Here is a 25586-nt window from a genome sequence, read left to right as displayed (position 1 = left end):
GGGCTCAACAATTCCGGGCAGCACTGTGCCGCCCCCGAATACGCCTTCTTTGTATACGGCCCCGGTGTTAACCGCGGGCGCTCGCCGTGTTGACGGGATGTTGCGGAGTTCTCACCGGCGCCGCCGTGCGCAGCCGATGGGCGGAAAAGGACCGCTCGGCGGCGACGGCCGTGAGCGAGCGGGCGCGTTCGGCGTCGCCCCGGGTCACCGCGTCGGTGATCGCACCGAGTTCGGCCCAGGCCTCGGTGGGTCGGGCCGGCGTCTCGACCGCGTACATCCAGGCCACCTTGTGCCGCAGTTGCGTCAGCATCGCGATGAGTCCGGGGCTCGCGGAGGCCTGGGCGAGCGTCTCGTGGTACCAGCCGCCGAGCGAGCGCAGATCCTCGCCCTGGCCCCGCCTGGCCCGGTCCTGACCCAGCCTCACCAGGCCGCGCAGCACCTTGAGATGGGCCTCGGTGCGGCGGCGCGCGGCCCGGGCCGCGGCCAGCGGTTCGAGCAGGACGCGCAGTTCGAGGAGGTCGGCGGCCTCCACCTCGGTGGGCTCGGCCACACAGGCACCGGCGTGTCTGCGGGTGGTGACGAACCCCTCGGACTCCAGGGTGCGCAATGCCTCGCGGACCGGGACGCGCGAGACCCCGTAACGGCGGGCGAGGACTTCCTCGGTCAGCCGGCCGCCGCGCTCGAAGACACCCGTGACGATGTCGTCGCGTATGGCCGTGCATACCGAATGCGCCGGAATGCGCATGGCGAACCTCCGCTTCATTCCCCGCGGAACGCGGTCGACCAATGCTTTTTCGCGACTCTATTGCAGGCCTTGTTAATTCCACGTGACGGGCCGGAACCAAGGCATATCTTTTGGCCAAAGGCGAAGGCCCCCGGCGGTGTGCCGGGGGCCTTCGGGGTGCGCGGGGAGCGTCGGTGACGTCTCAGACGTTGACGCCGTGCGAGCGCAGGTAGGCGATCGGATCGATGTCCGAGCCGTACTCCGGACCGGTGCGGGCCTCGAAGTGCAGGTGCGGGCCGGTGGTGTTGCCGGTGTTGCCCGACAGCGCGATCTGCTGGCCGGGCTCGACGGACTGGCCGACGGAGACCTGGATGACGGACAGGTGCCCGTACTGCGTGTACGTGCCGTCGTGCATCCTGATCACGACGTTGTTGCCGTAGGCGCCACCGTCACCGGTCTCGACGACCGTGCCCAGACCCACCGCGTGGACCGACGTGCCGATCCCCGCGTGGAAGTCGATGCCGGTGTGGCTGCCGGAGGACCACAGCGATCCGCCCGTCTTGTAGCCGGTGGACACATAGCTGCCGGATATGGGCGCCACGAACGAGTTGAGGCGCTTGCGCTCCGCCTCACGCGCGGCGCGCTCCTTGGCCTCGCGCGCCTCCTGGGCGCGCTGCTCGGCCTTGCGCTTGGCGGCGGCCTCGGCCTCGGCCTTCGCCCGGGCCTTCGCGGCGGCCTGCTTCTGGGCGTCGGCCTGGGCGCCCAGCTGGTCGGCGATCGAGTCGCCGATCACGATGGCCTGGCTGAGGCCGGTGTCGGTGGTGGAGCTCGGGGCGGCGACGGCCGGGGAGGCGAGGGTGCCTACGACTCCGGCGGTGGCCAGGGTGGCGATGCCCGCGATGTTCGCGCTGCGGCGCGTCATTCGGCTGGGCGCGCGGTGCTTCCCGGTGGCACGGGTGAACGCCATGTAGCGGCGGTGTCCTTTCCTTCCATCTCGCCTACCGGGTTAGCTGACGGGTTCGGAGCAGGAAGGTCTCCTACGGGCTCCCCCGCGGGCGGAGGCGTCCGATTCACCCCAGGGACTGAGTGGGTCCCCGGCTCCCCTGGCTCGCGCCATCGGGGACTCGGCGATCACTGTCCGGTGCCGCGGCTGCGACGGGTGGTGACGGACAGCGGGACCGACGCTAAACGGACCGTCTTTCAATCACCAAACACACACAGGATTTTGTAGCGCACGCCACATGACAGACAGGCAACCTCCCCAATAAACCGGACATACGGGAGGACCCCGGCGGCTCGTGCGCCTCCGGGGTCCTCCGCGTCCCACCCGTCCCGGGCCCGCCCGGCGGGTCCGGGGCCTCAATCAGCCCGTGACGACGGTGACTTCACCGATGCCGAGCGCCCTGACCGGCTCCGCGATCTGCGCGGCGTCGCCGACCAGGACCGTGACGAGCCGGTCGGCCGGGAAGGCGTTGACGACGGCCGCCGTCGCCTCCACGGTGCCGGTGTCCGCGAGCTGGGCGTACAACTGGGCCTGGTAGTCGTCCGGGAGGAACTGCTCGACCTGGTCGGCGAGCGTCCCGGCGACGGCCGCCGCGGTCTCGTACTTGAGCGGCGCGACGCCCACCAGGTTCTGCACGGCCGTCTCGCGCTCGGCGTCCGTGAGTCCCTCCGCCGCGAGCTTGCGCAGCACCTTCCACAGGTCGTCCAGGGCCGGCCCGGTGTTCGGGGTGTCGACCGAGCCGCTGATGGCGAGCATCGCGGCACCGCCGTCCGGACCCGAGCGCAGCACCTGGCCGAAGGACCGCACCCCGTAGGTGTAGCCCTTCTCCTCGCGCAGCACGCGGTCCAGGCGCGAGGTCAGGGTGCCGCCCAGGCAGTACGTGCCGAGCACCTGGGCCGCCCAGACCCGGTCGTGGCGGTCGGGGCCGATGCGGCCGATGAGCAGCTGCGTCTGGACCGCGCCGGGCCGGTCCACGATGACGACCCGGCCGGTGTCGTCGGCGGTGATCGGCGGGACCGGGCGGGGCTCGGCGGTGTCGCCGGTCCAGTCGCCCAGGGTGTCCGCGAGGATCGCGTCGAGGTCGGTGCTCGCGAGGTCGCCGACGACCACGGTGACGGTGGTCGAGGGGCGCACGTACGCCTCGTAGAAGGCGCGCACCGCGGCCGCGTCGATGGCGGCGACGGTCTCCTCGGTGCCCTGGCGCGGCCGGGACATGCGCGCGGCGGCCGGGAAGAGCTCCTTGGAGAGCTGCTTGGCCGCGCGGCGGGCCGGGTTGGCCTGCTCGTGCGGGATCTCGTCGAGGCGGTTGCGCACCAGACGCTCGATCTCGGAGTCGGCGAACGCGGGGGCCCGCAGCGCCTCGGCGAGCAGCGAGAGCGCCTTCGGCAGCCGCGAGACCGGCACTTCGAGGGAGACCCGCAGGCCCGGGTGGTCGGCGTGCGCGTCGAGCGTGGCGCCGCAGCGCTCCAGCTCGGCGGCGAACTCCTCGGCCGAGTGCTTGTCGGTGCCCTCGGTCAGGGCGCGCGCCATGATGGTGGCGACGCCGTCCAGGCCCTCGGGCTCGGCGTCGAGCGGGGCCGCGAGGAACACCTCGACGGCGACGACCTGCTGGCCCGGCCGGTGGCAGCGCAGCACGGTCATGCCGTTGGCGAGCGTGCCGCGCTCGGGGGCCGGGAAGGCCCACGGGGTCGCGGGGCCCGCGGTCGGCTGCGGGTGGAACTCCATGGTCACGACAGCGTCCGTCACTGGCCCGCCTCTTCCTCTTCGTTGCCTGCCTCGGGTGCCGCGGTGGGCTCGTACACCAGGACCGCCCGGTTGTCGGGGCGCAGCTTCGCCGCGGCGACCGCCCGGACCTCGTCCGCGGTGATGTCCAGGACGCGGTCGACCGCGGTCAGGGCGAGCTGCGGGTCGCCGAACAGGACGGCGTAGCGGCACAGTTCGTCGGCGCGGCCGGCCACGGTGCCGAGCCGGTCGAGCCATTCGCGCTCCAACTGGGCCTGGGCGCGCTCCATCTCCTCCGCGGTCGGGCCCTCGGCGGCGAACCGCGCGAGCTCCTCGTCGACCGCGGTCTCGATGTCCTGGACCTCGACCCCGCCGGACGTCTTGACGTCGAGCCAGCCGAGCGAGGGGGCGCCGGCCAGGCGCAGCAGGCCGAAGCCCGCGGCCACCGCGGTGCGGTCGCGGCGGACCAGGCGGTTGTGCAGCCGGGAGGACTCGCCGCCGCCGAGGACGGTCAGCGCCAGGTCGGCGGCGTCCGCCTCGCGGGTGCCGTCGTGGGGCAGCCGGTAGGCGGCCATCAGGGCGCGCGCCGGGACGTCCTCCTCGACGACCTCGCGCAGCTGCCCGCCGATGGTGTCGGGCAACGCGCCGTCGCGCGGCGGCTGCTTGCCGTCGTGGGTGGGGATGGAGCCGAAGTACTTCTCCACCCAGGCCAGCGTCTGGGCCGGGTCGATGTCGCCGACCACGGAGAGCACCGCGTTGTTGGGCGCGTAGTAGGTGCGGAAGAAGTTCCGGGCGTCTTCCAGGGTCGCCGCGTCCAGGTCCGCCATCGAGCCGATCGGCGTGTGGTGGTAGGGGTGGCCCTCCGGATAGGCCAGCGCCGTCAGCTTCTCGAAGGCGGTGCCGTAGGGCACGTTGTCGTAGCGCTGGCGGCGCTCGTTCTTGACGACGTCGCGCTGGTTCTCCATCGACTGCTCGTCCAGCGCGGCGAGCAGCGAGCCCATGCGGTCCGCCTCCAGCCAGAGCGCGAGCTCCACCTGGTGGGCGGGCATGGTCTCGAAGTAGTTGGTGCGCTCGAAGCTGGTGGTGCCGTTCAGCGAACCGCCCGCACCCTGCACCAGCTCGAAGTGCCCGTTGCCGTGCACCTGGTGGGAGCCCTGGAACATGAGGTGCTCGAAGAGGTGGGCGAGGCCGGTGCGGCCCTTGACCTCGTGGCGCGAGCCGACGTCGTACCAGAGGCACACCGCTGCGACCGGGGTCAGGTGGTCCTCGGAGAGCACCACGCGCAGGCCGTTGGCCAGTCGGTGCTCAGTCGCTGTCAGACCGCCGGAGCCGGCCTGCGCTGTGGCCGTGTGACCCATGGGCATGTACGTCCCTTCGTTCGCGATGTGCAGTACCGCTGTGTGAAGTACTGGCGGGGGAAGCCCTGCGTAAAGAAGTCCTGCCACTGTATGCAAGCGCGCGGGCACCTGGCGAAGTTCCCGGGTCGCGGTCGGCGTTGTCAGTGGGACGGTCCACAATGGTCGGCATCAGAGATCCGATCCGGTACGTGAAGGAGCAGCAGCCGCGATGGCCCGCCGCAGCACGAAGACCCCGCCGCCGCCCGACGACTTCGAGGAGCGGATCCTCGACATCGACGTCGTCGACGAGATGCAGGGCTCCTTCCTCGAGTACGCGTACTCCGTGATCTACTCGCGGGCCCTGCCGGACGCGCGGGACGGGATGAAGCCCGTCCAGCGCCGCATCGTCTACCAGATGAACGAGATGGGCCTGCGCCCCGACCGGGGCTATGTGAAGTGCGCCCGGGTCGTCGGCGAGGTGATGGGCAAGCTGCACCCGCACGGCGACGCCTCCATCTACGACGCCCTGGTGCGCATGGCCCAGCCGTTCTCCATGCGGCTTCCGCTGGTCAACGGCCACGGCAACTTCGGCTCGCTCGGCAACGACGACCCGCCGGCCGCCATGCGGTACACCGAGTGCAAGATGGCCGACGCCACCTCGCTGATGACCGAGTCCATCGACGAGGACACGGTCGACTTCGCCTCGAACTACGACGGCCAGGAGCAGGAGCCGGTGGCCCTTCCGGCCGCCTACCCCAACCTGCTGGTGAACGGCTCGTCCGGCATCGCGGTCGGCATGGCGACCAACATGCCGCCGCACAACCTGGGCGAGGTCATCGCGGCGGCCCGCCATCTGATCCGGCACCCGGAGGCGGACCTGGAGGCGCTGATGCGCTTCGTGCCGGGCCCCGACCTGCCGACGGGCGGGCGCATCGTGGGCCTGGGCGGCATCAAGGACGCGTACGAGTCGGGCCGCGGCACCTTCAAGATCCGCGCCACCGCCTCGGTGGAGAACGTCACGGCGCGCCGCAAGGGCCTGGTCGTCACCGAGCTGCCGTTCACGGTCGGCCCGGAGAAGGTCATCTCCAAGATCAAGGACCTGGTCGGCTCGAAGAAGCTCCAGGGCATCGCCGATGTGAAGGACCTCACCGACCGTTCGCACGGTCTGCGTCTGGTCATCGAGATCAAGAACGGCTTCGTCCCGGAGGCCGTCCTGGAGCAGCTCTACAAGCTGACACCGATGGAGGAGTCCTTCGGCATCAACAACGTGGCCCTGGTGGACGGGCAGCCGCTCACGCTCGGCCTCAAGGAGCTCCTGGAGGTCTATCTCGACCACCGCTTCACCGTGGTGCGTCGGCGCAGCGAGTTCCGCCGCACCAAGCGCCGGGACCGGCTGCACCTGGTCGAGGGCCTGCTCGTCGCCCTGGTCGACATCGACGAGGTCATCAGGATCATCCGGTCGAGTGACAACTCGGCGCAGGCGAAGGAGCGGCTCATCGAGCACTTCTCGCTGAGCGAGATCCAGACGCAGTACATCCTGGACACCCCGCTGCGCCGCCTCACCAAGTTCGACCGGATCGAGCTGGAGAGCGAGCGCGACCGGCTGACCGGCGAGATCGACGAGCTGACCGGCATCCTGGACTCGGACAGCGAGCTGCGCAAGCTGGTCTCGGCCGAACTGGCCGCGGTGGCCAAGAAGTTCAGCACCGACCGGCGCACGGTCCTGCTCGAATCGGCGGGCTCCCCGATCGCATCCGTGGCCCTCGAAGTCGCGGACGACCCGTGCCGGGTGCTGCTCTCCTCGACGGGCCTGCTGGCCCGCACCGCGGGCGCCGAGCGGTTCGTGGCGGGCGAGGACGACAAGCGGGTCAAGCACGACGTCATCGTCTCGGCGGTGCCGGCCACCCAGCGCGGCGACGTGGGCGTGGTGACGTCCACCGGACGGCTGCTCAGGCTCGCGGTGATCGACCTGCCGCAGCTCCCGGACACGGCGTCCGCGCCCAACCTGTCGGGCGGCGCGCCGATCTCGGAGTTCCTCTCCTCCCTGGAGCCGGACGAGTCGGTGGTGTGCCTGACCACGCTCGACGAGTCCTCGCCCGGTCTCGCGATCGGTACCGAGCAGGGCGTGGTCAAGCGGGTGGTGCCCGACTACCCGGCGAACAAGGACGAGTTGGAGGTCATCACCCTCAAGGACGGCGACCGGATCGTCGGCGCGGCCGAGCTGCGCACCGGCGACGAGGACCTGGTCTTCATCACCGACGACGCCCAGCTCCTGCGCTACCAGGCGAGTCAGGTCCGCCCCCAGGGCCGGGCCGCGGGCGGCATGGCCGGCATCAAGCTGACCGACGGCGCCAAGGTGATCTCGTTCACGGCGGTCGACCCGGCCGGGGACGCGGCCGTGTTCTCGGTGGCCGGCTCGGGGGCGACGCTGCTCGGCGACGCCGCGGTGTCGGCGAAGCTGACGCCGTTCGACCAGTATCCGCGCAAGGGCCGGGCCACCGGCGGGGTGCGCTGTCAGCGGTTCCTGAAGGGCGAGGACAAGCTGGTGCTCGCCTGGGCGGGCCCGGCCCCGGTCCGCGCGGCCCAGGCCAACGGCTCCCCGGCGCAGCTGCCGGAGGTCGACCCGCGCCGCGACGGCTCGGGCACCCCGCTGCCCTCCCCCGTGGCGGTCCTGGCGGGCCCGTCCGCGTAGGGCGGGAAGCGGCGCCGCCGGGCGCCGACTAGCCGACGGGGCCGGGGAGTTCGGCGAACTCCCCGGGCTCTTCCGTTCCCCCGGCTCCCTCGGCCCCTTCCCGCGCCCCGGACTCCCCGGACTCCTCCGGGTCCTCGGGCTCGGGTACGTAGCGCAGGACGCCCCACATCGCGTGGTCGGCGGGCGTCTCGTCCGGGTGGTCGCTCACGCATCCGGCGAGCTGGGCCTCCAGGGCGGACGCGTCGATGCCGGCGCCGATGAGGACGAGGTCGGTGCGGCGGCGCTGCCCGCGCGGCCACGGCTCGGGGTGGAAGCGCAGGAAACGGCCGACCGCGTGCAGGCCGTAGCGGTTGCCGCGGTCGGCGGCGCCGAAGTCGACGAAGCCTTTGATGCGGTAGAGGCCCTCGGGCCGGGTGTCGAGGAAGGCCATCAGCCGGCGCGGGTCCAGGGGCACGTCCGAGGTGAAGGCGACGGATTCGTATCCGGCGTGCAGATGGTCGTGCCCGTAGCAGCCCTGGTGGCCCTCGGCGCACCCCCCCGGTGCCGTGAGGTCGTCCAGGAGGTCGTCGAAGGCGAGCTGGCCGACCCGTTCGGTGACCGGACGGCGGTCGAAGAACAGCTCCGGGTCGACCCGGCCGTAAGCGGACTCCACCACCGCGGCCGCCGTCGCGAGGGAGCCCCGCAGCCGGGCCAGGTCCGCCGCGTCCACCCGGTCCGCCTTGTTGAGCACCACCAGGTCGGCGACGGCCAGGTGCCGTTCGATCTCGGGGTGCTTGTCCCGGGTCGCGGCGTACTCCGCCGCGTCCACGACCTCGACCAGTCCCCCGTACACGACGCGCGGGTTCTCGCTGGCGAGCAGCATCTTCACGAGTTCCTGGGGCTCGGCGAGACCGCTCGCCTCGATGACGATGACGTCGAGGCGGGCGGCGGGCCGGGTGAGCCGGTCGAGGTAGACGTCGAGTTCGCTCCCGTCCACCGCGCAGCACAGACAGCCGTTGCCGAGCGAGACGGTGGAGTCGCCGAGCTGGCCGGCCACCGTCATGGCGTCGATCTCGATGGCGCCGAAGTCATTGACGATGGCCCCGATCCGGGTGCCGCGGCAGGCCCGCAGCAGATGGTTGAGCAGGGTGGTCTTGCCCGAGCCGAGGAAGCCCGCGAGGACGATGACGGGGATCTGACTGCTCGGGCTGTTCACCTGGGGCCTGGCCTTCCTCAGACTGCGGGTACGGGCTGCGGCGGGGGCGGGCCCACATAGCGGGCCGCCGGACGAATGATCTTCGAGTCCGCCGACTGCTCCAGGATATTGGCGCTCCAGCCGACCACCCGGGCGGCGCAGAACGTGGGCGTGAACATCTCGCGCGGCAGCCCGCACAGCTCCATGACCACCCCGGCGTAGAACTCCACGTTGGTGTGCAGCTCACGGCCCGGCTTGAGCTCGGCCAGGATCGCCTCGACCTGGCGCTCCACCTCGACGGCGAAGGTCACGAGCGGCCCGCCGAAGCCCTCCGCGATCCCGCGCAGCATGCGGGAGCGGGGGTCCTCGGTGCGGTAGACCGGGTGCCCGAAGCCCATGATCCGGTCGCCGGCCAGGACGCGTTCGCGAATCCAGCCGTCGATGCGGTCCGGGGTGCCGATCGCGTCCAGGGTGTCCAGGGCGCGGCTGGGGGCGCCGCCGTGCAGCGGCCCGGAGAGCGCGCCGACCGCGGCCACCAGGCCGGCCGCGACGTCGGCGCCGGTGGAGGCGACGACGCGGGCGGTGAAGGTGGAGGCGTTGAAGCCGTGGTCGACGGTGGAGATCAGATACTGCTCGACGGCGCGGACCCGCTCGGGCGCGGCCTCGCAACCGGTCAGCATGTAGAGGTAGTTGGCGGCGTACGGCAGGTCGTCGCGGGGCTCGACGGGTTCGAGACCCTGGCCGAGCCGGTGCAGCGCGGTGAGCAGGGTGGGCACGGCGGCGCACGCGGCCAGCGCGTCCTCGGCGCGCCGGGTGGCGTCCAGGTCGTACACCGGGCGGAACCCCCTGGCCGCGCCGAGCAGCGAGAGCGCGGTGCGCAGCCCGGCGAGCGGCCCGGACAGGGCTCCGGCGCGGGCGATGCCGGGGAGTGCCTGCCGTACGCCGTCGGGCAGGTGGCGCAGCGCGGCGGTGCGGGCGGTGAAGGCGTCGCGGGCCGCGGCGTCGGGCAGTTCGCCGTGGAACATCAGGTGCCAGACGTCCTCGAAGGTGCGGCTCTCGGCGAGCTCGACGGCCGAGTACTGGCGGTAGTGGTAGAAGCCCTCGCGTCCGCGGACGTCGCCGAGTTCGGTGTCCGTGACGACGACGCCCGCGAGCCCGCGGGGTACCGCGGCGGGGGCGGTGATGGTGCCGGCCATGTGGCTGCCTCCTTCAGTTCCTCATATTGACTTGACTGTCTATGATTGACTTTGAACCTGTCAATGTTGATCGAATCAATATGGATCGGGGCGGACGGCGTGCTGGATACGGTGACCCCATGACGGATCAGGCACGGCTCACCACCCGCGAGGCGGCGGAGCGACTCGGCGTGAAGCCCGAGACGGTCTACGCCTACGTCAGCCGCGGCCAGCTGAGCAGTGAGCGCGCCCCGGGCGGCCGGGGCTCCACCTTCGATGCCCGGGAGGTCGACGCCCTCGCCCGGCGCGGCGCCCGCCGGGAGCCGGCCGCCGCATCCACGGGCGAACTGTCCTTCCGCACCGCCATCACCCTGATCGACAGGGACCGCTACTACTTTCGCGGCGTCGACGCGGTCGAGCTCGCCACCGCCCACGGCTTCGAGGAGGTCGTGGAGTGGGTGTGGACCGGGGAATTCAGCCGCAGCCCACGCTTCACGGCACCGCAGCGGTTCCTCGACGCGGCCCGGCTCGCCGCGCACGCACTGCCCGTGCACAGCAGCTCGATGGACCGGCTCCGGGTGGCGGCGGTGGCGGTCTCGGCAGCCGATCCGCTCCGCTTCGACCTCGACCCCGCGGCGGTGCTCGGCTGCGCCCGCATGCTGATCCCCACCCTCGTCGGCGCCCTCCCGACGGCCGGCGAGCGGCACCGGAGCGAGGGCCGCATGGCCGGGCAGCTGTGGCAGCGCCTCACCCCACAGATTCCTGACGAGACGTCAATTCGCCTGCTGGACACAGCACTCGCCCTGCTCATCGACCACGACCTGGCCGCCTCCACGCTCGCCGCGCGTGTCGCGGCCTCCGCCCGGGCCCACCCCTACGCCGTCGTCTCCGCGGGGCTCGGCGCCCTGGAGGGGCCGCTGCACGGCGCCGCGAGCGGGCTGGCCCACCGCACCCTGGCCGAGGTGCTCGAACGCGGCGGCGCCGCACCCGTTGTCGCGGACCATCTGCGCTCGGGGCGGCGCGTACCCGGCCTCGGACACCGGCTGTATCCGGGCGAAGACCCGCGCGCCCAGGCCCTGTTCGCACTCCTGGAGAGAATCCCGCAGGCCGCCGACGCACTGGCCGCGGCGCGCGACGTCGTCGAGACGACGGCCCGGCACACCGCGCTGCACGCCAATGTCGATCTGGCGCTCGCCGTCATGAGCGTCGCGTTCGGCATGCCGGCCGAGGCGGGCGAGACGGTGTTCGCGGTGGCCCGCACGGCCGGTTGGATCGCCCACGCCCTGGAGGAGTACGCGGAGCGCCCGCTCAGGATGCGCCCGAGCGGCATCTACACCGGCCCGCGCCCTCCCCGCCCCCTGCCCTCCTGACGCGGGGCGAAGGGCCAACACGCTTGTCTCAAGCGGTACTTGGCGCACGGCCGGGCGAGCCGCCACACTGACCGCCATGGAATGCACCGTGCCGGTCGAGGGTGGCGAGGTCTGGGCCGAGGACACCGGTGGTGAGGGGCTGCCCCTGGTGCTGCTGCACCCGGGGGTATCGGCCTCTTCCGTCTGGGACACGATCCTGCCGACGCTGGCCGCGCACCACCGCGTGATCCGCTACGACGTGCGGGGCTTCGGGCGCTCCCCCGCACCCGGCGTCCCGTACTCGCTCGCCGGCGACCTGCTCGCGGTGCTCGATCACTTCGACGTCGGCCGGGCCGTGCTCGTCGGGTCCAGCATGGGCGGCGCGACCGCCCTGAGCCTCGCACTCGACGCCCCCGCGCGGGTGGCCGGCCTCGCCCTGTTCTGCCCCGGCGTCACCGGCGACCCGGCCCTCGAATCCACCGAACTGCTCGACCGCATCACCGTGTTGGCCCAGCAGGGCGATCTGGACGGCATGGTCTCGCTCGGCCTGCGCACCTGGGCCGCGGCCGGAACGGGCAAGGACCCCGAGGCCGCCGCGCACATCCGCGCGGCGATCCCGGGGTGGTTCAACAACCTGGGCCACCAGGTGCCGGACCCGGACGCCTTCGGCCGGCTCGGCGAGATCGCCGTGCCGTGCCTGCTGGCCCTCGGCGAGCACGACCAGGAGCTGGTGATCCGGTCCAACGAGGCGGTGGCCGCCCGCATCCCGGGCTGCCGCCTGGTCCGCCTGGCCGCCAGTGACCACTTCCCCTCCTTGCGCGAACCGGAGCGGGTGGCCCGGCTGACCCTTGAGCTGTACGACAGCGTGGGCTGACCACCCGGCTCCGGTACCGCGCGCCCGGGGCGTCGGTCCCGTCAGGGTGCGTACGCCTCGAACTCGCTGAACTGGGCCGCAGGCCACCCGGTGTTGGCCGTCACCGTGAGCCGCAGCCAGCGGGTGCTGGTGCCCGCGGGCAGGCTGATCGCGACCTGGTTGCCGGTGGCCGGATCGAAGGCGTAGCCCCGGCTCGCGACGAGCTGTCCGTACGTACCGTTGTCGGCGCTGCCGAGCACGGACAGCGTCTGGGTGCGGGCACCCCAGGCGGTCGCGGGCGGCAGTTTCAGGACCAGCTTGCCGACGGCCCGCACCGAGCCGAGGTCGACCGTGATCGACTGCGGGAAGGCGTTGTTGGCGCTCTCCCAGTAGCTGTTGGCGTCGCCGTCGACGGCCTTGGCCGCGTCGTAGACCTGAGTGTGCGAGGTCTCGGTGACCGGGCGGCCCTTGGCGAGGTCGGGGTCGGCGGGCGGGCTGCTCGGCGGCGGCGAGCTGGGCCCGGTGGGCGGCGGGCTGCTGGGCGGCGTGGTGGTGCCGCCGTGGTGGTAGTCGGGCGCGGGCCACTCGCCGCAGTAGGTGGCGGGCAGCTTGCCGTTCCAGCCGGAGTTGCCGGCGCCCTGGGTGAGGGCGAGGTTGCCGCCGAGGCAGCTGTAGACCGGCTCGGAGAACCCGAGGTTCTTCGCGGTGACCCCGGTCATGCTGAGCTGGGCCGGGTCGTTGAACTGGAGGGCGAAGGTGCCGGTGCCGTCAATGTTGACGTTGCTGAAGTTGACGCCCTTGGTGGTGCCGGACACGAAGTGGATGGCCGCGTAGGAGCTGTCCAGGATGTCGGTGTCGGTCACGTTCACCGTCGCCTTGTCCATGGTGCTGTTGCGCGAGTCGAACCACACCGCGCCGATCGGGAACGGCCAGCCGAGGTCCGCGTTGCCGGCCCGGATGGTGGTGTTGCGGGCCAGGGTGATGGTGCCCTGGACGTCGGTCCCGCTGCCCGGGTTGACGCCGTCGAACCGGTTGCCGACGTGCAGTCCGCCGCCGTTGGTGACGGTGTCCGCGACCACGTTGTCGGTCGCCGCGTTGTCCTTGCCGCCGTACAGGGCGATGTTGTTGGCGAGGACGGGCGCCACCACGGTGTTGTTCTTGAACGTGTTGTTGGCGTCGGTCACGGTGTCGGACCACATGGCGAGCCCGTCGTCACCGGTGTTGCGCAGGAAGGTGTTCTCGACCGACGAATGGGTCACCCCCCAGTGGAAGTTGACGCCGTCGGCCGTCTGGTCCAGGATTCGGCTGTTCTTGATGTGGAAGTCGTCCATGGGGCCGTCCATCCAGGCCCCGACCTTGGTGTGCTGGAGCCACACGTCGTCGACGGTGGAGTTGCTGAGCGCCCCGCCGATCCCGTTGACCTGGTCCTCGTCGACCCGTTCGGTGATCTCGCCGATCAGCGCGAAGTCCTTCAGGACGACATTGCGGCTGGGCCCGCCCGACTCGTAGGGACGGATGCCGCCCTTGTAGCCGCCGCCGCTCACGTACTTGCCGTAGATCCCGGCGGCCCGGGTGCGGTCGGTGGAGCTGCGGCCGGTGAGCACCGAGTACCAGGGACCCGCCCCGGCCAGCGTCACCTGGTCCACCACCACGTGATCGGTGAGCTTGAAGGTGCCGGACGGGATGTAGACCGTCTTTCCCTGCGCCTTGCCCGCGTCGACCGCCTGCTGGAAGGCGGAGGTCGCATCGGCGGCGCCGCTCGCGTCCGCGCCGTAGTCCGTCACCGACAGCGCGCCCGCGGGCCGGGCCACCGGGTCGGGGACGAGCTCGAAGTCGGCGAGGTCGACCACGGCCCAGGGGGTGGCGCCGGTCGAGGGCAGGGTGACCCGGACCTTCGAGCCCGCGGGCAGGGTCTTGCCCAACAGGGTGCGGGTCTCGTCGTAGAAGTGGTGCGGCTTGTCGCCCGGCTGGTTCTGGAAGGGGTAACTCCCGTAGAACCAGCCGTACTTGGAGGTGAAAGTGAGGTCCTTCAGCTTGGCTCCGCCGGAGCTGAGCTCGACCGGCGCGCTGATGCCGGTGCCCGCCGCGTTGTCGGGGACGCTGTAGCGGATGTCGACGGCGTTGGCGGGCTTGGTGAGGGTGAACTCGACGTACTGCCCGGCCGCGGCCAGCTTCACCGCGCTGCGGCCCGAGGCCTCCGAGGGCAGCGAGGTGTAGGTGCGGTCGGGGCCGATCACCGTGCCGTTGGTGGCGGCGGCCTCCGCCTCCAGCTCGGTGAACGGCACGGTGGCGCCGCGGCCGGCGACGGCCAGCGGGGAGAGCGGAGCGGATTCGGCGGCGGACGCCGGGGCGCCCCCGCCGAGCCCGACCGCGCCGAGCGCGACGACGCAGGCGAGCGCGGCGACCGCGGCGGCGGCCCGCCCGGCGGACGCGGTGCGCCGGACGGGCGCGGTGGGCGGTGGTGGGGGCTCCTGGGGAGCGGCACCGATCGCGGCTCTGATCATGCCCATGACAGTCCTTCCTTCGTGGGGTGGGGAAAGGGTGGTGGGACGGCGGAGGGGTGGGGCGGGGATGGCCGGACGGGGCGGAGGAGGGGCGGCCGGCAGCGGGAGGCGGAGGCGGACGGGGTCAGGCGCGCAGCCAGACCGCCGTGTCCCGGGGCAGCAGCCCGTCGGCCAGCGGCCCGCTCGCGAGGAGCAGGGCACGGTGGGCGGGCAGCGGAACGGGCTCGTCGGCGAGGTTGACCACACACCGGAGCCCGTCCTCGCGGGCGAAGGCGAGCACCCCCTCCGGCGCCTCCAGCCACGTCAACCCGCCGTCGCCGAAGCCGGGTTGGGTGCGGCGCAGGAGCAGGGCACGGCGGTAGAGGGCGAGCATGGAGGACGGGTCGCCGCCCTGCCGGTCGGCGGCGTAGTGCGCCCAGCCGGCCGGCTGCGGCAGCCAGGGCGTGGCCCACGGTTCGGCCGTCCAGGGCAGCGGGACGCGGCAGCCGTCCCGGCCGGGGTCCACGCCGCCGGAGCGGAAGTGCATCGGGTCCTGGATGCGGTCCGGGGGGATGTCGGCCTCGGGCAGGCCCAGTTCCTCGCCCTGGTAGAGGTAGATCGAGCCGGGAAGCGCCAGCGACAGCAGGGCCGCGGCGCGGGCCCGGCGGGTGCCGAGCGCCAGGTCGGTGGGGGTGCCGAAGCGTTTGGCGGCGAAGTCGAACCCGGTGTCGGCGCGGCCGTAGCGGGTGACCGTGCGGGTCACGTCGTGGTTGCACAGGACCCAGGTGGCGGGCGCGCCGACCGGGGCGTGCTCGGCGAGGGTGTCGTCGATGGAGGCGCGCAGCCGCGCCGCGTCCCAAGGGCAGCTCAGGAACGTGAAGTTGAAGGCGGTGTGCAGCTCGTCGGGGCGCAGATAGCGGGCGAAGCGCTCGCTGTCGGGCAGCCACACCTCGCCGACGAACACCGCGCCGTACTCGTCGGCGACCGCCCGCCAGGAGCGGTAGATGTCGTGGAGTTCGTCGCGGTCGATGAAGGGGTGACGGTCGGTGCCCTCGACGAACTCGGGCAGCTCGGGGTCCTTGGCGAGCAGCGCCGCCGAGTCGATGCGCACGCCGGCCACGCCCCGCTCGAACCAGAACCGCAGGACGTCCTCGTGCTCCCGGCGGACCGCCGGATGGGCCCAGTTGAGGTCGGGCTGCTGGGGGGTGAACAGATGCAGGTACCACTCGCCGTCCTCGACCCGGGTCCAGGTCTCGCCCGCGAACTGCGACGGCCAGGCGTTGGGCGGCAGTTCGCCGTGTTCGCCGCGGCCGGGCCGGAAGTGGAAGAGCTCCCGCTCGGGGCTGCCGGGCCCCGCGGCCAGGGCGGCCCGGAACCAGGGGTGCTGGTTGGACAGGTGGTTGGGCACGATGTCGACGATGGTGCGGATGCCGAGCTCGCGCGCCTCGACGATCAGCTTCTCGGCCTCGGCCATGGTGCCGAACGCGGGGTCGATGGCCCGGTAGTCGGCCACGTCGTAGCCGCCGTCGGCGAGCGGCGAGAGGTACCAGGGCGTGAACCACAGGGCGTCGACGCCCAGTTCGGCGAGGTAGGGCAGCTTCGCCCGGACACCCGCGAGATCACCGGTGCCGTCGCCGTCTCCGTCGGCGAAGCTGCGTACGTACACCTGGTAGATGGCGGCCGAGCGCCACCAGTCGTCGCTTTCGTGGGCTGCCACGTGACGGTCCTTTCGGGCAGGTGGGGTCCCGCCGCCGGCCCCCCGTCGTTCAGCGGGGCATGGTGGGTGGGGCCGGCGGCGGAGTGCGGGGAGGGCGGCTGCGGGCGTCAGCCCTTGAGGCCGCCCGCGGTGAGACCGCTCATGATGTTGCGCTGGAACACGACGAAGATGAGCAGGGTGGGGATCGACGCCATGGCGAGGGCGGCCGTGAGCCAGTTCTCGGGGACGCCCTGGGCGAGCGAGTAGATGCCCACGTTGAGGGTCTGCTTGGTGGGGTCGGGCAGGGTGAGCATCGGCCAGAGGAAGTCCTTCCAGACGCCGACGACCGCGAAGATGGAGACGACGCCCAGGATCGGCCGGGAGATGGGCAGCACCACCGAGCGCAAGGTGCGCAGGGGTGAGGCCCCGTCGATGGACGCGGCGTCCAGGAGCTCGCGCGGGATCGAGTCGAAGAACCGCTTGAGCAGGAAGATGTTGAAGGCGTTGGTGACGGACGGCAGCCAGATCGCCCACGGGGTGTTGAGCAGGTTCCGCTGGAAGATCGGCACGTCGAGCACGGTCAGGTACTGCGGTACGACCAGGACGGCGGCCGGGATCATGAGGGTGGCCAGCATCATCCCGAGGATCGCCTTGCCGAACACCGGGCGCAGCTTGGACAGCGAGTAGGCGGCGGCCACGTCGAGGACGAGCTGGAAGGCGAGCGCCCCGAACGCGTACCAGAGCGTGTTGAGCAGCAGCTTGGCGAAGTCCATCACGCGCCAGGCGTTGGTGAAGTTGTCGGTGTGCACCCCGTGCGGGACCAGGGTCGGCGGGATGCGGGTGAACTCCTCCGTGGATTTCAGCCCGTTGACGGCCATCCAGTACAGCGGTCCGACGAAGACCAGCGTGAACAGGAGCATGACGAGCCCGAAGACGGTCCAGTAGACGACCTTGCCCCGGGTGCGGCCGAGGGTGGCCGGTGAGATGAGCGTGCGTGTCGACATGGGGTCCTCAGTCCGTGTTCCAGTCGTCCTGTGGCGGAGGGGGCGTACGGGGGTCCGACGAGGTGCCGCGTGCCCCCAAGGGGCGCGGGGAATTGCGCGACCAGCCCCGGACGGCCCGCAGTCGAAACCCTCACGTCCGGCGGAGCTAGCCGTCGCTGTCCCGGCTCAGGCGCACGTACGCCGCCGAGAAGCCGGCGAGCAGGACGAGCAGGCACAGGCCGAGGGCGGCGGCGCCGCCGTAGTTGTTGAAGTTGAAGGCGTACTGGTAGATGAGGTAGACCACCGTCGTCGTGGAGCCCTCGGGGCCCGCGCCGTTGGTCAGCAGGAACGGCTCGGTGAAGACCTGCATCGTCGCGATGATCTGCATCAGGAACATCAGCGAGAGCACGAGCCGGGTCTGCGGCACGGTGACGTGCCAGATCTTGCGCAGCAGCCCGGCCCCGTCGAGTTCGGCCGCCTCGTACAGCTCGCCGGGTATGCCCTGGAGGGCGGCGAGGTAGACGAGGGTGGCGCTGCCCATGTTCATCCAGGTCGCGGCGATCACCACGGACAGCATCGCCGTGTCGGTGGACTGGAGCCACTGCTGCGCGGGCAGCCCGAGCAGTTCGAAGACCCGGTTGAACAGGCCGTACCCGGGGTCGTAGAAGTACTTGAAGAGCAGCACCGAGGCGACCGGCGGGAGCATCACCGGGAGGTAGACGAGGAGCCTCAAGTAGCCCTGGCCGTGCCGGAATTCGTTGAGCAGCACGGCGACCAGGAACGGCAGCACGAAGCCGAGGACCAGGGCGAGGCCGGTGAAGAGCAGGGTGTTGCGCCAGGCCTGCCAGAACGCCGGGTCGTGGAAGACGTAGGAGAGGTTGGACCAGCCGGCCCAGGTGGTGCGGCCGTCCTTCGTCTTCTGGAAGGCGAGCAGGAACTCCCGCACCATCGGGTACCAGGAGAAGAACGCGAAGCAGAGCACGGCACCGATCAGGAAGCCGTGCGCGGTGAGGTTGCGCCGCAGCGCTCGGGCGAATCCGCTCTGCCTGGGCAGCTCGGCGCCCGGGTGCGGCCGGGTCGCTTCCCGGGTGGGCAGTGTGGAGGCCGACATCGTCACTCCTGAATCCGGGGCGGGCGGGGCCGGAGGGTTTTCCGGCCCCTGCCGCCGTGCGCGCTACTGGTTCGCCAGGACCTGGTCGACCTGCGTCCGGGCGGTCGAGAGCAGCTTCGCGATGTCGGCGTCCTTGTTGGTGAGCACCGCGGACATCGCGTTGTCGAGGACCTTGTAGACCTCCTGCGCCTTGGGCGGCTCGGCCTTGCCCGGGATCGGCTTGGCGAGGTAGGGCGCGAAGTTGGCGACCGGCATGGTGGCGTTGTCGGTGCGGGACTTGAGGTCGGCGGCCTTCACGTCACCGGTGAAGAAGTTGGGCTGCGGCACCCCGACGGGCAGCTGGTCGGCCTTGGTGCGGGCCCACTCGAACTGGCCCTTGCCGGGGCTGAGGTTCTTGAAGTTGAGCCAGGCGATCGCGGCCTTGATCTTGTCGGGCGAGCTGCCCTGCTTGATCATGTAGCCGTTGCCGCCGGTGAGCGTGGCCTTGCCGCCGGGGATCGGGCCCATGCCGAAGTTCTCGTACTTGGCGCCGAGTTGCTGGACCATGTACGCGATGTCGTCGGGGGCGGCGAGGAACATGCCGAGCTTGTCGGCGGTGATCTGCTTCTGGAGGTCGCCCCACTTCAGGAGCTGGGTCTGGCTCATGCTCCGGTCGGTCCAGCGCATGTCGTGCAGCTGCTGGAGGACCTGCTTGCCGGTCGCGTTGTCGAAGGCGGCCCTTCCGTCGCTGCCCACCACGTCGCCGCCGAGGCTGTACATCGCGGCGGTGAAGTGCCAGCCGCCGGTGTTCTCGGCGCTGTACTCGCCGTAGCCGTAGACGCCGCCTCCGAGCTTGGCGATGGCCTGCGAGTCGGTGCGGACCTCCTCCCAGGTGGTGGGCGGCCTGTCGGGGTCGAGCCCGGCCCGCTGGAACAGCTTCCGGTTGATCATGATGCCCATCTGGTAGTTGCTCGTGGGCAGGCCGTACATCTTGCCGTCCTTCTTGTACACCCCCATCACGGCCGGGTCGATGCTGTTCAGGGCGGGGACGGACTTGTCGGTGACGTAGGCCGAGATGTCGGCGGCGCCGTTGTTGTCCAGGACCTGCTGCAGGTCGGTGAAGTACGAGTAGAAGACGTCCGGTTGGGACTTCGCCTTCAGCGCGGCGGTGAAGCGCGGGGGTTCCTCGCACTGCCCGGGCGTGGACCTACCGACGATCTTGACGTTCGGGTACGTCCGGTTGAACGTCGCGACGTCCTGCTTCCACTCCTTGAGCTCGGCGGCCTTCGCGGCCGGCGGCATGCAGTCGATGGTGAGGTCCACCTTGGTCTTCGGGTCGAGCGGGGCCGCGGGGTCACTCGATCCGGTGCCGGGCTTGCTGTCGCCGTTGCCGCTGTCGCTGCTGCTGGTGCCGCAGGCGGCGAGGGCGGTGAGGGCGAGGGCGCCGGCCAGGGCGCCGACGGCCGTGCGGCGTATCTGTCGTGCGGGGCTGAACGAGGTGCGTCTCATCGGAGGACCCCTTCGGGAGGAGCGTGGAAGGCCCGTCGCTGACGGCAGCGGGGCGCGGCACACTCAACCACCGGCGGCACAACTGCGCAATATCTCGCGCCAATTTCGTAAAACTTCGACAGTCCGTTGTACGCAAGGGATGCGGTGGGCGCACGCAACAGCGCGCCGGGCGGCAACGCCCGGCGCGCTGGATGACGGCTGCGCGCAAACGGCTAGCGCGGCACCTGCGCCGTCGAGCCGCGCACGACGAGCTCGGGCTCGAAGAGCAGCTCGCCCGGGGGCACCACGCCGCCCTGGATCTGCGCGGAGAGCAGCTCGACGGCGGCCCGGCCCATCGCCTCGATGGGCTGGCGCACGGTGGTCAGCGGGGGCTCGGTGCAGTTCATGAACGCGGAGTCGTCGTAGCCCACCACGGAGACGTCGCGGGGCACGTCGAGACCGCGCCGGCGGGCGGCCCGCACGGCGCCGAGCGCGAGCGGGTCGCTGGCGCAGATGATGCCGGTCACCCCGCGCTCCAGCAGGCGCGAGGTCGCGGCCTGGCCGCCCTCCAGGGAGAACATCGCGCGCTCGACGCGGTCCTCGGCGAAGTCGGTGCCGGCCGTCGCGGCCAGCGCGCGGGCCGCGTCCAGCTTGCGGCGCGAGGGGACGTGGTCGGGCGGGCCGAGCACCAGGCCGATGCGCTGGTGGCCGAGGGAGGCCAGGTGGCGCCAGGCCTGTTCCATCGCCACCGCGTCGTCGCAGGCGACGACGGGGAAGTCGAGGTGCTCGATGGCCGCGTTGATGAGCACGACGGGCACCTTGCGGTCGGCGAGCTGCTGGTAGTGCCCGTGCGGGGCCTCCATCTGCGCGAAGAGCCCGCCCGCGAAGACCACGCCGGAGACCTGCTGCTGCAGGAGCAGGTCGACGTAGTCCGCCTCCGAGACGCCGCCCTTGGTCTGGGTGCACAGGACCGGGGTCAGGCCCTGCTGGGCGAGGGCTCCCCCGATGACCTCGGCGAACGCCGGGAAGATGGGGTTCTGGAGCTCGGGCAGGACCAGGCCGACCAGGCGCGCGCGTTCGCCGCGCAGCTGGGTGGGGCGCTCGTAGCCGAGCACGTCGAGCGCCGTGAGCACGGCCTGCCGGGTGGATTCGGAGACTCCCGGTTTGCCGTTGAGCACCCGGCTGACCGTGGCCTCGCTGACTCCAACCTTCTTCGCCACCTGAGCAAGTCGTCGCGTCATGAGCGCAAGACTAGCGCAAGCCATGCAAGCCGTTTGCGTTGATGTCGCGCCGATACGCGGGCGGGTCCGGACCCGTCGGCGGGCATGCGGCAGGCCGCCCCGGGAGCTCCGGGGCGGCAGCCGTGGCGGGCCTCCGTTACGGGTTGACGTCGATCTTGAAGGTGGACGTGGTGTTCCTGATGTCCTGCGCGTTGCCGCTCAGCTTGAGGTTGTTGAACGTGACCTCGCCGACGGCGGGACCCTGTCCGGGCTCGGGCAGCTCATTGGCCCAGATCCCGATGCCGGACTTGGCGTCGAAGGCGTCCCCGCTCCGCTTCGCCCCGCTGATGCTCACGTTGGTGAGCACGCTGTCCTTGATGGGATTGAGCGGCGTGCTGCCGTTGTACTTCGTCTGGAACATGATTCCCGAGTACGTCGGGTCGGTGATGTCCAGGTCGGTGATGCGGATCCCCTGGAACGCGTACTCGGCCGAGTACATCCACAGCGCACCGAACGCCTGCGCGCCCCAGAAGTGGCCGCCGGAGCGCACCAGCGATATGCCCTGGAAGGTGGTGGGATCCGTCCCGAAGCCGAGGGCCGGGATGGAGCCGAACTTCAGCGTGCCGATGGTCAGTCCGGGATACGTCAGCATGTCCGCCGCGTACAGGTTGCGGAAGGTGTTGGCGGTCCCTCCGTAGACGGCGAATCCCGCGGCCCGCCAGGTGAGCAGGGCGCTGAGGTTCTCGAAGACGTTGCCGGTCTCGTCCGCGTTGTTGATGTCGGTGGCGGGGAACAGCGCGAAGCTGTCGTCGCCGGTGGAGCGGGCCTCGACATTGCTGATGGTGTTGTCGCTGCTGCCGTTGGTGAGGTTGATCCCGTCCGCGTACAGGTCGCGGACCCGGGTGTTCTTGATGGTGATGTGGTCGGTGTTGGTGCCCCAGTACAGGCACATCATGTGCTCGACCCACACGTTGTCGATCGTCATGTTGGCGACGTTCGACCAGTTGAAGACCTTGCCGGGGCCGTCGTTGCGCGAGGTGTAGTTGCCGAAGAAGCCGAATCCGGTGAAGGACGAGCCGTTGGCGGAGGACTGGACGTCGAAGCCGGCGTCGGTGTTCTCCTGGTCGGGCGGGGTGGCGAAGCGGGTGAACCAGGGGCCGGCGCCGACCAGCTTCACGGCCTTGCCGTAGACCTGGAACTTGTTGCTGGTGGCATAGGTGCCGGGCGGCAGATAGACGCCGACGAGCTTGCCGGTGGTGTCCATCCGCACCTTGTCCAGGGCGTTCTGCACATCCTGCTGGGCGGTCCCCGCGGGCACGGCATAGGCCGCCGGGTCGGGGTTGGGAACCTGGGTGACCTGCTCCAGGTTGATGAAGTCGATGGCGTACGTGGAGGAGTTGGCGGTGTCCTTCTGGAGGCGGATGGTGCTGCCCGCCTTCACGGTGTCGCCGAGCAGGACGTTGGCCTCATCGTAGATGTGGCGCGGGCCGCCGGAGCCCGGCGAGTTGTTGGGGCTCGCCTCGGCGCCGTACTGCCACATGTACTTCGAGCTCAGGTCGATGGCCTTGCGGAAGACGCCGTCGACGTAGATGTCCAGGTTGGCGCTGGTGCCGCCGCCGCCCGCCGAGTCGGGGATGGAGAAGCGCGTCACCAGGCTGTTGGTGTCGGCCCGCGTCGTGAACTGCACATAGTTTCCGGTGGAGTTCAGGGTCACGGCCTTGCGGCCCGACGCCTCGCCCGCGAGGTCGCCGATGGTGCGGTTGGGCCCGACGACCTGGGCGCCGCCGCCGGTCACACCGTCCTCCGCCTCATAGGTGTCGTACGGCATGTTGGCGCCGCGCCCGACGAAGAACGCCTGCTGGCTGGTGTTGTTGACGCGCTTGACCGGAAGTTCGTTGGCGTCGTCCGCGATCACCACCTTCGCCGTGTACTTGCCGTTGGCGGCCGTCCAGCTGCCGAGGCTCACCGGGGCGGCGGTGGCGCCGGGCGCGAGCGTCCCGGTGTACGCGCCGGTGAGGGTCTTCACCGTGGCGCCCTTGTCGTCGAGCAGGGTGAGCGTGATGGCGTGGCTGCCGCCGGCCGAGGCCAGCGTGCCCTGGTTCTTCAGCGTCACGGAGAAGGCGACCGCCTGGCCCGCCGAGGGGGCGCTCGGCGTCCAGTTGACCCCGGAGGCGATCAGGTCGCAGGAGTCGACCGGCTTGATGACCAGGGGGCTGCCCGTGAAGCTGTTGTTGGTGTCGTTCTGCTCGATGACGGTGTTGTCCGGATCAACGACCGCGCTCAGCGGATAGGTTCCCGCGTCGTGCGTGCCGATCGAGGCGCTCACCGTCTGCGAGGCCCCGGCCGCGAGCGCGCCGACGTTCGCGGTGGCCGCCTTGGAGCCGCCGAGCTGGAAGGCGACGGTGGTGGCGGGCGAGGCGCTGGTCCCCTTGTTGTGGACGGTCGCCGACAGCGTGACGGCGTCCGACTCGACCGGCGCGGAGGGGGCCGCCGTCAGCGCGGTGACCTCCAGGTCCGGGTTGGGCGAGGGCACCCCGACGACCTGGAACTCCGCGATCTGGCCGCCCGTCGCCCCGGTGTTGGAGGTGAACTTGAGCTGGACGTCGGCGATGCGGGCCGTGACGGGGATGGCCACCGTGTTCCCGCTCGCCGGGTCGAAGGTGTAGTCCTTGGCCGCGACCAGGGAGGTGTAGCCGGACGCGCTCTGTTCGCGCCCGAGCACCTCGATGTTCTGGGTGCGCCTGCCCCAGCCGCTGTCCGGGTTGAGCTTCAGGACCACCGTGTTGGTGTCCGCGTTGGCGCCGAGCTTGACGGTGAGGGTGCTCGGATAGCCGCCCGGCGCGCTCTCCCAGTACGTCGCCGTGTTGTTGTCGTCGGCGTTCTCGGCGACGAACGTGAAGGTGGACGAAGAGGCCGTGATCGGCTTGCCCACCGCCAGGTTGGAGCCGTCACCGCTCGAAGTCCCGTTGCGGGTGACGGTGTTGCTGGCTGCGGACTGGTTGCCGGCCGCGTCCTTGGCCCGCACGTAGTAGGAGACGGTCACCGTGGCCGGCCGGCTGTCGGTGTACGTGGTGACATCGCCCGCCACGGTCTTGAGCAGCTGGTTGTCGGCGTAGATGTCGTACCCGCTGACCCCCACGTTGTCGCTGGAGGCCGCCCAGGTGAGCTTGATCTGCCCGGCGGCCGGCTCGGTGTAGGCGAGCGAGCCGGGCGCGGTCGGGGCCTGCGTGTCGCCCGAACTGCCCTTGCGGGTCACGGTGTTGCTGTTCGGCGACTGGTTGCCGGTCGCGTCCTTGGCCCGCACGTAGTAGGCGACCGTGGCGCTCGCCGGCTGGCTGTCGGTGTACGTGGTGACGTTGCCTGCCACGCTGGTGCGCAGCTCGCCGTTGACGTAGATGTCGTAGCCGGTGACTGCGGTGTTGTCGGTGGCCGCGTCCCAGGTCAGCTTGATCTGGCCGGTGCCGGGCTCGGTGTAGGCCAGGTTCTTGGGCGCGGTCGGCGGCTGGGTGTCACCGCCCGCCGGGCCGTAGATCTCCAGCTCGGAGAGCTGGCCGCCGGGCTGGGCGGTGTTGGCGGTGATCAGCACGCGGACGTAGCGCGTGGTGACCGCGTTGAACGCGAGGGGCACGGTGAGGCCGTTGCCGGGGTTGAAGTCGTACCCCTGCGAGGCGGTCAGATCCGTGAAGTCGGTGCCGTTGGCGCTGCCCTGGAGCTTGAGGGTCTGGGTGCGCGCGCCTCAGCCGTCGGGCAGCTTGAGGACCACCTTGTCGACCGGCACGGTCGCGCCGAGGTCGGCCTGGATCCACTGCGGGAAGGCGTTGTTGGCGCTCTCCCAGTAGCTCGCCTTGTTGCCGTCGTTGGCGTTGGCCGGCGCGTAGGTCTGGGTGCTGCTGCTCGCGGTGAGGGTCTTGCCGAGGGCGAGGTTGGTGCTGCTCGAACCGTTCGCCGCGTGTACTTCGAGGGCGGAGAGCTGGGCCGCCTGCCAGCCGGTGTTCGCCGTGATGTCGATGCGCACGAAACGGGCCTGTGAGGCGGCGAAGCCTATCTTCACCGTGTTCCCGGAGCCCTGCGTGAAGCTGTACGCGGTGGAGCCCACCAGCGTGCTGAAGCTCGTGCCGTCCGCGCTGCCCTGCACGGACAGGGTCTCCTTGCGGTCGCCCCAGTCGGCGGGGAGCTTCAGGACGACCTCGTCGACGCTGTTCGTGCTGCCGAGGTCGGCCTGCACCCACTGCGGGAAGGAGCTGCCCGCGCTCTCCCAGTAGGTGGACTGGTCGCCGTCGGTGACGTTCTTGGCGGTGTAGCTGCCGTTCGCGCCGGAGGCCGCCGCGGGCTTTCCGGCGGCCAGGTCCGGTCCGCCGGCCGCCGAGGCGGTGAGCGCGGGCCAACCGATCACGAACAGGCTGGTGGCGAGTGTCGCGGCGAGCGCCCTCATCCGCGTTCGCCCTCTCCAACGGTGCGTTCTCATGTGTCCCCGATCTGCACGACTAGGGTTTCTGCAGGGAAGAACTACATAATTTGCGCTGAGCGGTGAGAGAGTTGCAGAGATGTGTTAGCGCGTCCATCCCTGCGACGGCCCCGGAATATCGCGGGCCACAAC

At 71.0% G+C, this 25586-nt stretch carries 15 protein-coding genes, 1 pseudogene and 1 riboswitch; of the genes and pseudogenes, 3 read left to right on the top strand and 13 right to left on the bottom strand.

The window, feature by feature from the left end:
- Positions 1-67 precede the first annotated feature (67 nt).
- The 4 genes from IE267_RS21305 to IE267_RS21290 all read right to left on the bottom strand — a co-directional run bounded on the left by IE267_RS21305 (position 68) and on the right by IE267_RS21290 (position 4807).
- Complete coding sequence (locus IE267_RS21305; RefSeq protein ID WP_167152816.1) at positions 68-745, bottom strand: GntR family transcriptional regulator; 678 nt, start codon at positions 743-745, stop codon at positions 68-70.
- A 181-nt stretch (positions 746-926) separates the two neighbouring features.
- Entirely contained in the window at positions 927-1691 is a 765-nt protein-coding gene (locus IE267_RS21300) for a M23 family metallopeptidase (RefSeq protein WP_161245480.1), read from the bottom strand.
- 13 nt (positions 1692-1704) lie between these two features.
- Positions 1705-1864: riboswitch (cyclic di-AMP (ydaO/yuaA leader) on the bottom strand.
- Positions 1865-2087: 223 nt separating this feature from the next.
- Positions 2088-3452 carry a M16 family metallopeptidase gene (locus tag IE267_RS21295; RefSeq protein ID WP_189764476.1) on the bottom strand — a complete coding sequence of 455 codons (1365 nt, stop codon included), beginning with the start codon at positions 3450-3452 and terminating at the stop codon, positions 2088-2090.
- Positions 3453-3469: 17 nt separating this feature from the next.
- Positions 3470-4807, bottom strand: coding sequence for a M16 family metallopeptidase (locus IE267_RS21290; protein WP_167156099.1), 1338 nt, complete (start codon positions 4805-4807; stop codon positions 3470-3472).
- Between the two features lie 208 nt (positions 4808-5015).
- Between IE267_RS21290 and IE267_RS21285 the strand changes: the two genes are divergently transcribed.
- On the top strand, positions 5016-7478 hold the full coding sequence (locus tag IE267_RS21285) for a DNA gyrase/topoisomerase IV subunit A (protein ID WP_189764268.1): 2463 nt from the start codon (positions 5016-5018) through the stop codon (positions 7476-7478).
- Positions 7479-7506: 28 nt separating this feature from the next.
- Here IE267_RS21285 and IE267_RS21280 read toward each other — a convergent pair whose 3' ends face one another.
- Both IE267_RS21280 and IE267_RS21275 read right to left on the bottom strand, forming a co-directional pair.
- Positions 7507-8673, bottom strand: a complete 1167-nt coding sequence (locus IE267_RS21280) for a CobW family GTP-binding protein (RefSeq protein ID WP_229861355.1) — start codon at positions 8671-8673, stop codon at positions 7507-7509.
- A gap of 17 nt (positions 8674-8690) precedes the next feature.
- Complete coding sequence (locus tag IE267_RS21275; protein WP_167152819.1) at positions 8691-9848, bottom strand: citrate synthase; 1158 nt, start codon at positions 9846-9848, stop codon at positions 8691-8693.
- Positions 9849-9967: 119 nt separating this feature from the next.
- Between IE267_RS21275 and IE267_RS21270 the strand changes: the two genes are divergently transcribed.
- Positions 9968-11197, top strand: a complete 1230-nt coding sequence (locus IE267_RS21270) for a citrate synthase (protein ID WP_189764267.1) — start codon at positions 9968-9970, stop codon at positions 11195-11197.
- A gap of 76 nt (positions 11198-11273) precedes the next feature.
- Positions 11274-12050, top strand: a complete 777-nt coding sequence (locus IE267_RS21265; protein ID WP_189764266.1) for an alpha/beta fold hydrolase — start codon at positions 11274-11276, stop codon at positions 12048-12050.
- A gap of 41 nt (positions 12051-12091) precedes the next feature.
- On the opposite strand, the gene IE267_RS21260 is transcribed toward IE267_RS21265, so the two are convergent.
- From IE267_RS21260 to IE267_RS21230, 7 genes and pseudogenes are all read right to left on the bottom strand, one after another.
- Entirely contained in the window at positions 12092-14539 is a 2448-nt protein-coding gene (locus IE267_RS21260) for a discoidin domain-containing protein (RefSeq protein WP_373304577.1), read from the bottom strand.
- 118 nt (positions 14540-14657) lie between these two features.
- Complete coding sequence (locus tag IE267_RS21255) at positions 14658-16229, bottom strand: glycoside hydrolase family 13 protein (protein WP_167152821.1); 1572 nt, start codon at positions 16227-16229, stop codon at positions 14658-14660.
- Positions 16230-16336: 107 nt separating this feature from the next.
- Entirely contained in the window at positions 16337-17212 is an 876-nt protein-coding gene (locus IE267_RS21250; RefSeq protein WP_167152822.1) for a carbohydrate ABC transporter permease, read from the bottom strand.
- 145 nt (positions 17213-17357) lie between these two features.
- Positions 17358-18302, bottom strand: coding sequence for a carbohydrate ABC transporter permease (locus tag IE267_RS21245; protein WP_189764265.1), 945 nt, complete (start codon positions 18300-18302; stop codon positions 17358-17360).
- Between the two features lie 63 nt (positions 18303-18365).
- Positions 18366-19790: an extracellular solute-binding protein gene (locus tag IE267_RS21240; protein WP_189764264.1), complete on the bottom strand. Its 1425-nt coding sequence runs from the start codon at positions 19788-19790 to the stop codon at positions 18366-18368.
- A 212-nt stretch (positions 19791-20002) separates the two neighbouring features.
- On the bottom strand, positions 20003-21010 hold the full coding sequence (locus IE267_RS21235) for a LacI family DNA-binding transcriptional regulator (protein ID WP_100575894.1): 1008 nt from the start codon (positions 21008-21010) through the stop codon (positions 20003-20005).
- Between the two features lie 136 nt (positions 21011-21146).
- A pseudogene (locus tag IE267_RS21230) lies at positions 21147-25454 on the bottom strand (discoidin domain-containing protein).
- Positions 25455-25586 lie beyond the last annotated feature (132 nt).

Origin of the sequence: Streptomyces xanthochromogenes, from assembly GCF_014650455.1 — a bacterium.
In the GTDB taxonomy this organism is placed as follows: domain Bacteria; phylum Actinomycetota; class Actinomycetes; order Streptomycetales; family Streptomycetaceae; genus Streptomyces; species Streptomyces xanthochromogenes.
Note: the sequence above shows the minus strand (reverse complement) of the source record. Positions and strands in the feature narration are given on the sequence as shown.